General features: G+C 45.9%; 8 protein-coding genes and 1 tRNA gene. 7 read left to right on the forward strand and 2 right to left on the reverse strand.

All coding sequences use genetic code 11. The features are described 5' to 3' along the window. Window positions 1-399 precede the first annotated feature (399 nt). The 6 genes from BM101_RS07835 (at window position 400) to BM101_RS07860 (ending at window position 6,390) form a co-directional block, all read left to right on the forward strand. Window positions 400-2,130: an ABC transporter ATP-binding protein gene (locus BM101_RS07835; protein WP_087033427.1), complete on the forward strand. Its 1,731-nt coding sequence runs from the start codon at window positions 400-402 to the stop codon at window positions 2,128-2,130. After that, the gene (locus BM101_RS07840) at window positions 2,127-3,908 is read left to right on the forward strand and encodes an ABC transporter ATP-binding protein (protein WP_087033428.1); all 1,782 of its coding nucleotides are present in this window, start codon (window positions 2,127-2,129) and stop codon (window positions 3,906-3,908) included. Before BM101_RS07835 ends, BM101_RS07840 begins: the two co-directional genes overlap by 4 nt. 17 nt (window positions 3,909-3,925) lie before the next feature. Further along, window positions 3,926-4,705, forward strand: a complete 780-nt coding sequence (locus BM101_RS07845; RefSeq protein ID WP_087033429.1) for a Cof-type HAD-IIB family hydrolase — start codon at window positions 3,926-3,928, stop codon at window positions 4,703-4,705. Between the two features lie 71 nt (window positions 4,706-4,776). Continuing rightward, window positions 4,777-4,849, forward strand: a tRNA-Ala gene (locus BM101_RS07850). A gap of 341 nt (window positions 4,850-5,190) precedes the next feature. After that, window positions 5,191-5,385 carry a hypothetical protein gene (locus BM101_RS07855; protein ID WP_087033430.1) on the forward strand — a complete coding sequence of 65 codons (195 nt, stop codon included), beginning with the start codon at window positions 5,191-5,193 and terminating at the stop codon, window positions 5,383-5,385. 99 nt (window positions 5,386-5,484) lie between these two features. Further along, window positions 5,485-6,390 (forward strand): Panacea domain-containing protein, encoded by a 906-nt coding sequence (locus tag BM101_RS07860; RefSeq protein ID WP_177194438.1) that lies wholly within the window; start codon window positions 5,485-5,487, stop codon window positions 6,388-6,390. Window positions 6,391-6,474: 84 nt separating this feature from the next. Here the strand turns inward: BM101_RS07860 and BM101_RS07865 are convergent, their stop codons facing one another. Together BM101_RS07865 and BM101_RS07870 are read right to left on the reverse strand one after the other, a co-directional pair. Continuing rightward, complete coding sequence (locus BM101_RS07865; protein ID WP_087033432.1) at window positions 6,475-7,434, reverse strand: lactate/malate family dehydrogenase; 960 nt, start codon at window positions 7,432-7,434, stop codon at window positions 6,475-6,477. Window positions 7,435-7,438: 4 nt separating this feature from the next. Then, window positions 7,439-8,155, reverse strand: coding sequence for an HAD family hydrolase (locus BM101_RS07870; protein WP_087033433.1), 717 nt, complete (start codon window positions 8,153-8,155; stop codon window positions 7,439-7,441). 183 nt (window positions 8,156-8,338) lie between these two features. On the opposite strand from BM101_RS07870, the gene BM101_RS07875 reads away from it, so the two are divergent. After that, window positions 8,339-8,674 (forward strand): helix-turn-helix domain-containing protein (locus BM101_RS07875; RefSeq protein ID WP_218149903.1); only part of this gene is annotated, 336 nt, incomplete at its 3' end.

Consider the following 8,674-nt stretch of genomic DNA (forward strand, 5'->3'; position numbering starts at 1 on the left):
TTATTATTATGTTCATATTAGTACTGTACTGAAAATTACAATCTTAGATTTCAAACTTGGTCAATAGTTGTATTTTTTCATACAATCGTTAATACAAGTTTACCACAACTGGAGGATTTAGTATAGAAATGACTGGTAAAAACCTTAGGATAGGCAATGAAATCCTTTTCAATCCGGGAGGGTGGTTGGTTGGCTTTTTTATCTGGATTATTTCAATATTTTTGTAGACTTAAACAGGTGAATTAGCTAGACTAAAGGAGAACCTGAAGCATCAGTATAGGATTTTTAAGGGGTTTAGGTCTTTTTTTGTTTTTTCTTTTTAGCAATATCCCATAAGCAGTTTGCTGCTAGTGATGGGTTTCCTCTGGAAGTAATATTTTAAGGTAGGTGTTTAGCAGGATGTCTTTAATTTGGCGTTATATCAGCCGATATAACAGCGTTTTATTTTTTAATGTATTGGGTGCTTTCGGCTTCGTTTTTGTTGAGCTGGGGCTGCCGACGATGTTGGCAAGACTGATCAATGGGACGATTGCGGGCGAAGGAAGAGGACATATTCTACAGATAACGGCCATCATGTTTGGATTGGCGTTCGTTGGTCTTGTAGGAAGAGTGATCGTTGCTTATACAACCAGCAGAGTCACGACGAACATGGTAGCCGATATGCGCGATGATCTGTATAAAAAGATCCAGACCTTTTCGCACGAAGAATTTGACCGATTTGGGGTTTCTTCATTGGTTACGCGGGTTACGAACGATGCCTTCGTATTGATGCAGTTTGCGCAGATGATGTTGCGCATGGGATTGATGACGTTCATCATGATGTTCGCCAGTTTTTTCATGATTGCACGCACAAGCCCAAGTCTGTCCTGGATCTTGCTGCCGGCATTCCCTGTTTTGCTGATCATGATTCTCGTCGTCGGCAAAAAATCGCAGCCGCTCTCGGATGCACAACAAAAGAATTTGGATAATATCAACGGAAACCTCAGGGAATCCTTATCAGGGATGCGCGTCATCCGCGCTTTCGTCAGGGAGGATTTCCAAGCGGAGCGGTTTGAAACGGTGAATACGCTCTATAGTACGGTGTCCAAAAAATTGTTCCGTTTAATGGCTTGGAACCAACCGCTATTCTCGCATATCATAAACTTGATCATCATCGCCATCATGTGGTTCGGGTCCGGCAAAATCGCGAGCGGTAACCTGCAGTTGGGAAACCTGACGGCCTTCATAGAATACAGTTTCCATGCCTTATTTTCCTTTATGAACTTCGCTGTCGTTTTCATGATGTACCCGCGCGCGTCGGTGTCGGCGAAACGCATCAGGGAGGTTTTAGAAACGGAAAGCAGCATTTCCCCAAATGAAACAGGGATCACCGAAACGGAGACGCATGGCTATTTAGTTTTTGAAAATGTCAGTTTTGCCTATCCCGGAAACACGAGTACGCCCGTCATCAAGGACATCAGCTTCACCGCGCAACCGGGCCAGACGATCGCTTTTATCGGCAGCACCGGCAGCGGGAAATCCACCTTGATCCAATTGATACCGCGTTTCTACGATGTCACGAAAGGGCGCATTCTTGTTGATGGACACGACGTCCGGGATTATAATCTGAAGGCTTTGCGGGCAAAAATCGGTTTTATCCCGCAAAAGGCCCTCTTGTTCACGGGGACGATTTCGGAAAATCTTCGATACGGGAAAGGGGATGCTTCCCACAAAGAAATTGAAGAAGCTTCAGAAATTTCCCAAGCGAAGGAATTCATTTCTCGCAAGCCGGATAAATTCGACGAACATCTGGCGGAAGGCGGAAGTAATCTGTCCGGCGGGCAAAAGCAACGCCTATCCATCGCACGCGCAGTTGTGCGCAAACCGGATATTTATATTTTCGACGACAGTTTTTCGGCATTGGACTATAAAACCGATGCCAGCTTGCGCGCAAGGTTGAAGAAGGAAACCGGAAAGGCTACTGTGATCATCGTGGCGCAACGCATCAGTACGATTATGCATGCCGACAAAATCATCGTGCTGAATGAAGGCGAAGTCGTCGGCCAAGGGACACATAAAGAGCTGTTGAAGACAAACCAAATCTATTACGATATCGCCTCTTCACAGATGAGCAAGGAGGAACTGGCATGAAAAAAATAAATACTCGTACGTTCTTCCGGCTCTGGCGTTATTTGGAGAAGTATAAAGGCAAGTTTTTGGGATCCATTTCCTTGACGGTGCTGATGTCGATCTTTAACGTTTTGGAACCCTTTATCCTCGGGTTGGCGATCACTGAAATCGGCAGAAATATTTCGGATATGCTGAAGGGCGTCGAGGGGGCAGGGATAAATTATGCTTACTTGAGCAAAATTTTGTTGATCTATTTTATCCGTGCGCTGCTGTATCAAGCGACCAATCTGTTTTCCCAGATGTTTATGGTGGATGTCGTCCAGGAAGCCATGCATGATTTGCGCAGGGATCTGAGCGAGAAGCTGAACCGCCTCCCTATTTCTTATTTCGACAAAAATCAGTTCGGGGACATTTTGAGCAAGGTCACCAATGACGTCGACTCCATCGCGAATGCGCTGCAACAATCGCTGTTGCAGATTCTGAATGCCGTTTTAGGGATTACCTTTGCGCTGATCATGATGTTTACGATCAGTTGGAAATTGGCGCTGATCATGGTGGTGATGATTCCGACGGCATATATCCTCTCGAAACACATAACAAAACTCTCACAGCCTTATTTCCGGGGACAAGCCAAATATCTTGGACGATTGAATGGATTTGTCCAAGAAACGCTGACTGGATTTTCCATCATCAAACTGTACGGAAAAGAGGAAGACTCTTTCGAAGAATTCAACGCCATCAATCGTTCGCTCAATAAACACGGATTCAAAGCTACCTTCATCTCGGGTCTGATGTCTCCTTTCGTTGCGCTTGTAACAAATATCTCCTATATTTTTGTGGCTGTATTCGGCATCCTGCAGGCGATGGCGGGGATGATGACTATCGGTAATGTTCAGGCGATGGCGCAATATGTGTGGCAAGTCAATCAGCCGATTTCCACCATTACGCAGTTGTCCGCCATCATTCAGTCGGCTGCTTCCTCCATCCAACGCGTGTTTGATCTTCTCGATGAAGAGGAAGAAGTGCAGCAGGAAGTCACCTTTAGATTGCCGGAAGCAATCCGTGGGGATGTTGCATTCGAAAATGTATCCTTCAGCTACGATAAACAAAATCCGCTCATCAAAAACTTCAACCTACAGGTGAAGAGCGGCGAAACCGTGGCGATAGTGGGGCCTACGGGGGCCGGGAAAACCACCCTGATCAACTTGCTGATGCGGTTCTATGATGTCGATTCCGGCTCCATCAAAATTGATGGCTATGACACAAAGGAATTGACCCGCGCCGATGTGCGTTCGCAATTCGGGATGGTCCTCCAGGATGCCTGGCTTTATCAGGATTCCATCAGCGGGAATATCCGTTTCGGGAAACTGGATGCAACCGATGAAGAGGTGGTCGATGCCGCAACAGCGGCCAACGTCAACCATTTCATCCAAACCTTAGGGGAAGGCTATGATACGGTCATCAACCAGGAGGCATCGAACATCTCGCTGGGACAAAAACAATTATTGACGATTGCACGCGCTTTTATCGCTGATCCGAAAATCCTCATACTTGACGAGGCGACCAGTTCTGTGGATACTAGACTGGAAGGTTTGATTCAAAAAGCCATGAAGCGCATCATGAATGGCAGAACCAGTTTTGTTATTGCCCATCGTTTATCCACCATCCGCGATGCCGACCTGATTTTAGTCATGAATCAAGGCGAAATCATTGAGCAAGGGAAACATCTTGCCTTGTTGGAGAAAAAAGGGTTCTATTACGATCTATATACCAGCCAGTTTAAAAATGAAGCAGAATAAAGGGAGCATATATTTTGATGGATAAAAAGTTTATTTTCTTTGATATTGACGGAACGTTGCTGAATGATGACAAAATGCCGCTGGAAAGTACGCTTCGTGCCTTAAAGAAATTGCAAAAAAATGGTCACGAAATCGCCATCGCTACAGGAAGGAACCTTTTTTTGGCGCAGAATGTGATCGATGAATTCAGACTCGATAATTACATCGTCTGCAACGGAGCGGCCGGCTATTTCAAGAATGAGTTGCGCTATGAGAATAAGTTGGACTTGGGTGCGTTCGAACGCCTATTGAAAGTAGCGGACGAACAGGGACATCAGGTCGTTTACGAATCGGCGCTTGCGTTGGCGCGCCGCCAGGAACCCTTTGAAATAAAAACTTTCGAGGCGATGAAAAGCATCGAATTCGATGTTCCGGACTACAATAAAACATTTTATCTGGAAAATCCTTTGTACCAAGCTTTGCTGTTCTATACCGAAGAAGAGAAGCATGTTTATGAAAATGGACAATTCCCTGAATTCCGTTTTGTCCGGTGGCATGAAGCCGGCACCGACCTATTGCCTCAGTCGGGATCGAAGGCGCAGACCGCTTTGAAGATGGCGATGGACCTAGGTTTTGCGCACGAAGATACAGTGGCTTTCGGTGATGGAAACAATGATCTTGAATTGATATCAAGCGTTGGGTATGGCGTTGCGATGGGAAATGCGGTCGCAAAGGTGAAAGAAGCCGCCAAATTTGTGACAAAAGATTGCAATTCTGATGGGATTGCCTTTGCATTGGAAAAATTAGGCTTGCTGTAACAACAGAAATAGGGTATTATAGATACAGAAGGCATTTGCTGTGTCGCTTGTCTTTGATACCCCATTTTTACGGGGGCGTAGCTCAGTTGGGAGAGTGCTTGACTGGCAGTCAAGAGGTCGTGGGTTCGAGCCCCATCGTCTCCATACCATTTAAATAACAGTCCTTGGAAATGTTGATATGAAGCGATTCTTTCAACTGTCTTGGGGCTGTTTTTTTGTTTCCGCCCAGAAAAGAACAGAGTTGGAACAGAAGCATGGGAAATAGAAGCAGGAGGTTATATCTTTTTGTTGCTTATTCACAGTATTGCAGTATATAATGTAAACATAAAGAGGCTACGACATGGTAAAAAGTCTTGTCGATCCGAACGCAAGAGAAGTTTCGCTTGAATGTAAAAATGAAAGCGTTTTTCTTTATAGATGTACGGAACGACCACCTCTTCTATCTGAGTCAAAAGCAGTCACACAAGAAATAGGGGGCGCTTGAAATGAAAAAGAAATTTGAAGTTGAACTAACCGAAGATATGCTTGCAAAGATGAGAAAAGGTTATGAGACAAAAAGAAAACTTGGTGGTTGGGAAGTCAAGAATCTGACTGATGACGAGTTGGCGGCATATTTCATCAGTATGGGATTGAATTATGTCGACGAAAAAATTTCTGAAATTTTGGATAAACAAAAATAGCATAACAGAGGGTCTGGGGGGCAACTCCCGACCCTTTTTCCATCTTCATCAGCGTTTGTTTGTGCGAAGATGGCAGCTATGCAAAAGGATGTGGCGATAGTGTCGAATATAAGGAATCTTGCGCGGTACCTCATTTATTCCTATGAAAAACAAACGCAAACGCAGTTTGGGCGAAGCGAATGGAAATTGCAGCTTTTGTTGTATTTTGCGCAGAGGGAAAGCTTGGCTTTGACGGGGAAGGAACTCTTTGATGAACTTTTCAAGGGGCGGCGTCAGGGACCGATGCTTCCCCGTTTAAGCTATTTCTTTGATGCAGACTATTTACCTTTTACGGAAGAGGACAGCAAGGAATTGTCCATAAAGGAACAATATCTTCTGGATAGCATTGTGATGCAATATGGTAAATATGAAGGTTGGGTTTTGGCAGCGGTCGCGCAGAGAGAACAATCATGGCTGAACAGCAGACGGGGGATTGCCCCCGATGATGATGGGGATAAAGAATTGAGCCGGGAGGATGTCAGGGATGACGCAGCGAGGGTCAGGATAACTGACCATTCATTTGACTTGGCTTTGGACGAAATGGCTGATTTCCACGAGGAGGTGCTGGAGTCAGCGGTCAGGGCCGATCGGTACATCGGGACCATCGTCAAGACAAGGTCGCCATACTATGACTTCAAAATCGATGGCATAGCATACAAATCAAGACCCTTTTTGATCGTCGGTGCAGAATATGATAAAACACCTTGTGATTTTACGGGATTTCCGATTTCGAAAGTGTCCGCCAGCAAATATTTAAACGATGACTTCGATCTATGCGTCAAAAAAACCGAATACCCCCATCTCAATCTAAATGAAGAGACTTCTTACATCAGGATCCATAAAATACAGACCTTCCATAGTTCTCAGGTAGCTGTCGATCAAATCGCTTCGCTGGAAAAGGAATACCCTGAATTGTATGAGCTTGCCAAAGAAAAGTATGCCAACTTTTCGGAAGGGTTATTCTGATCCAGGCCGAGCGGAGGTGCCTAACTGCAAAAAAAATTCTCCCGGACAGTCCTGAAAAGGCTGTCCGGGAGAATTTTCTTGTTTCTATTGTACGTACTGCAAGGTGTTTTGAATATCTTTTATGGAGAGCTGCAGTTTTTCGTATTCTTCTGCATTCAAAGGCAGTTCGATCTGTTTTTCCAAACCGTTTCTTCCGATTATGCATGGCATGCTGAATGCGGCTTCGCCGTTGCAATTGTACAAGCCATCGACAGTCGCTGTAACCGGGAAAATGCTTTTCTCATTCAGCATGACGGCCCTGGCTAATGCAGCGGCAACTTCGCCGATACCGGAATTCGTCCAACCTTTCCAGTTGAAGACATCGGAGGCGGTGTGGACAACCTCTTGTTGCACAAACGCCGCATCGAACGGTTCCGCCTGCGGCAAAAGTTCCTCGCATTGCGGTAACGTCAAACCGCCGACGGTCGTGCTGCTGAAAGCGGGGAAGGCCGTACTTCCGTGTTCGCCCACGATGAAACCGGAGACTTCTTTGGGGTCGACGCCATAATGGCCGGCCACAATCTGTCTGTAACGGAAAGTATCCAGAGTTGTTCCGGTGCCGAATATTTTGCCTTTCGGATAGTGGAATTCATTCTCTGCGATGTAGGTGATCGTATCCACCGGATTGGTGATCAAAATGAGGACGGCATCCTTTGTATGCTGCGTGATGCCGTGCATGACTTTGCGGATCTCGGCGGCATTTTCTTTGCCCATCAAGGCACGCGGCGGCATGTCTTCACCGGGACGCGGTTTTTCGCTTACGCCGGCCGAGATGATGATCACATCGGCATCCGCGCAGTCGGCGTAATCACCGGCATAGATTTTGCTGTTGGTCCGGTAGCTGGCGGCTAAGGCATGGCGATGATCGAGCGCTTCCCCTTTGGCTACGTTCTGCTGGACATCAATCAAAGCAATATCCGAAAAAAGATTCAAATGGCTGCAGTCCGTCAGTACTTGTGAACCCACATGACCGACGCCGATCACCACTAATTTTGTTTGTCGCATATTTTCACTCTCCTTTGTTTGATGATTGCATTTTTTCATTGATGGCCGCATGCATTTCTGTGAGGGAATGGACGGTCACATCAGCCCACCCGCCATTGCGGTCATCCTGTTGGCGATGATTGAACCAAACGGTCGACCAGCCGGCACCTTGGCCGCCTAAGATATCATTGTCCAGAGAGTCACCGATAAATAAGATTTCTTCTTTGTCGGCATGCAATGCTTTTTCTACGAAGGCGAATGCTTCAGGATGGGGTTTTGCATAGCCGATGCTTTCCGAAATGAACATACGCGACCGCGGAAACCATTTTTCAAGCCCCAATGCCTCATATTTCATCATTTGGTGCTTTTCGGGGCCGTTCGTAAAGATAGACAGGTTTGCGTTTTTATTTTTTAATTTGTCGAGCATTTGGGTCATAGCGGAGCTTAATCGTATTTTCCCTTGCATGCTTTGATAGTCCAGCTGGAATCGATAGGCATTTTCCGCATCCAATTGCTGGCCCAGCTCAGCGAATGTCCCTTGCGTCCGCATAACGTGGGATTCAGCCAAGGTCAGTTTACCGGCTGCGAACAATTCAAAGGCAATGTCGCAGTGTTCCCGGAAGAGCGCATACGACCTGGCATCGCTGCATCCTCTTTCGGGCATGTAGCGGTCCAAAACCTGGAAAAAGGGCTTTGCTGTGTCGTACAGTGTATCGTCTAAGTCAAATATTATGTTTAGCATAGAATTAAGCAGATTCCCCTTTTATTTTTTACAGCCAGTATAGCATCTATGGCCTTTTTTTGAAATATGTGCTGCCTAACTCGTGACTTCAGTCACGAGTTAGGCGGTACGGTCTTTTTCCTTGCTTTATCTTTTGTGAACGCATGTTCGAGGGTGTATAATGAAGCCAAAGAGGTGAGGATCATGCTGAAAGCCTATCAGTTCCGTTTGTACCCCAATCGGGAACAGAAAATCTATTTCGCCAATTGTTTTGGCTCCGCACGGTTCATCTTCAACCAGATGCTGGCCGACCGAAAAAAAATTTACGAAACATACAAAGACGACAAAGAATTGCTGAAATCCATCAAGCCGAGAACCTATACTTCCTTCAAAGAAGAATTTCCGTTCCTGAAAGAAGTGGACAACTTGGCCTTGGCGAATGCCAGCCAAAACCTGAATAAGGCTTACCAGAACTTCTTCCGCGACAAATCCGTCGGTTTTCCGAAATTCAAAGTCAAGCACAAGTCAAAGGCGTCCTAC

The organism is Trichococcus palustris (assembly GCF_900114465.1).
Taxonomy (GTDB): Bacteria; Bacillota; Bacilli; order Lactobacillales; family Aerococcaceae; genus Trichococcus; species Trichococcus palustris.

What these genes read in the sequence shown, in the direction of transcription:
- BM101_RS07865 (WP_087033432.1), bottom strand. Translation starts at nt 7,434, where the DNA reads ATGCGACAAACAAAATTAGTGGTGATCGGCGTCGGTCATGTGGGTTCA.
- BM101_RS07840 (WP_087033428.1), top strand. Translation starts at nt 2,127, where the DNA reads ATGAAAAAAATAAATACTCGTACGTTCTTCCGGCTCTGGCGTTATTTG.
- BM101_RS07835 (WP_087033427.1), top strand. Translation starts at nt 400, where the DNA reads ATGTCTTTAATTTGGCGTTATATCAGCCGATATAACAGCGTTTTATTT.
- BM101_RS07870 (WP_087033433.1), bottom strand. Translation starts at nt 8,155, where the DNA reads ATGCTAAACATAATATTTGACTTAGACGATACACTGTACGACACAGCA.
- BM101_RS07855 (WP_087033430.1), top strand. Translation starts at nt 5,191, where the DNA reads ATGAAAAAGAAATTTGAAGTTGAACTAACCGAAGATATGCTTGCAAAG.
- BM101_RS07845 (WP_087033429.1), top strand. Translation starts at nt 3,926, where the DNA reads ATGGATAAAAAGTTTATTTTCTTTGATATTGACGGAACGTTGCTGAAT.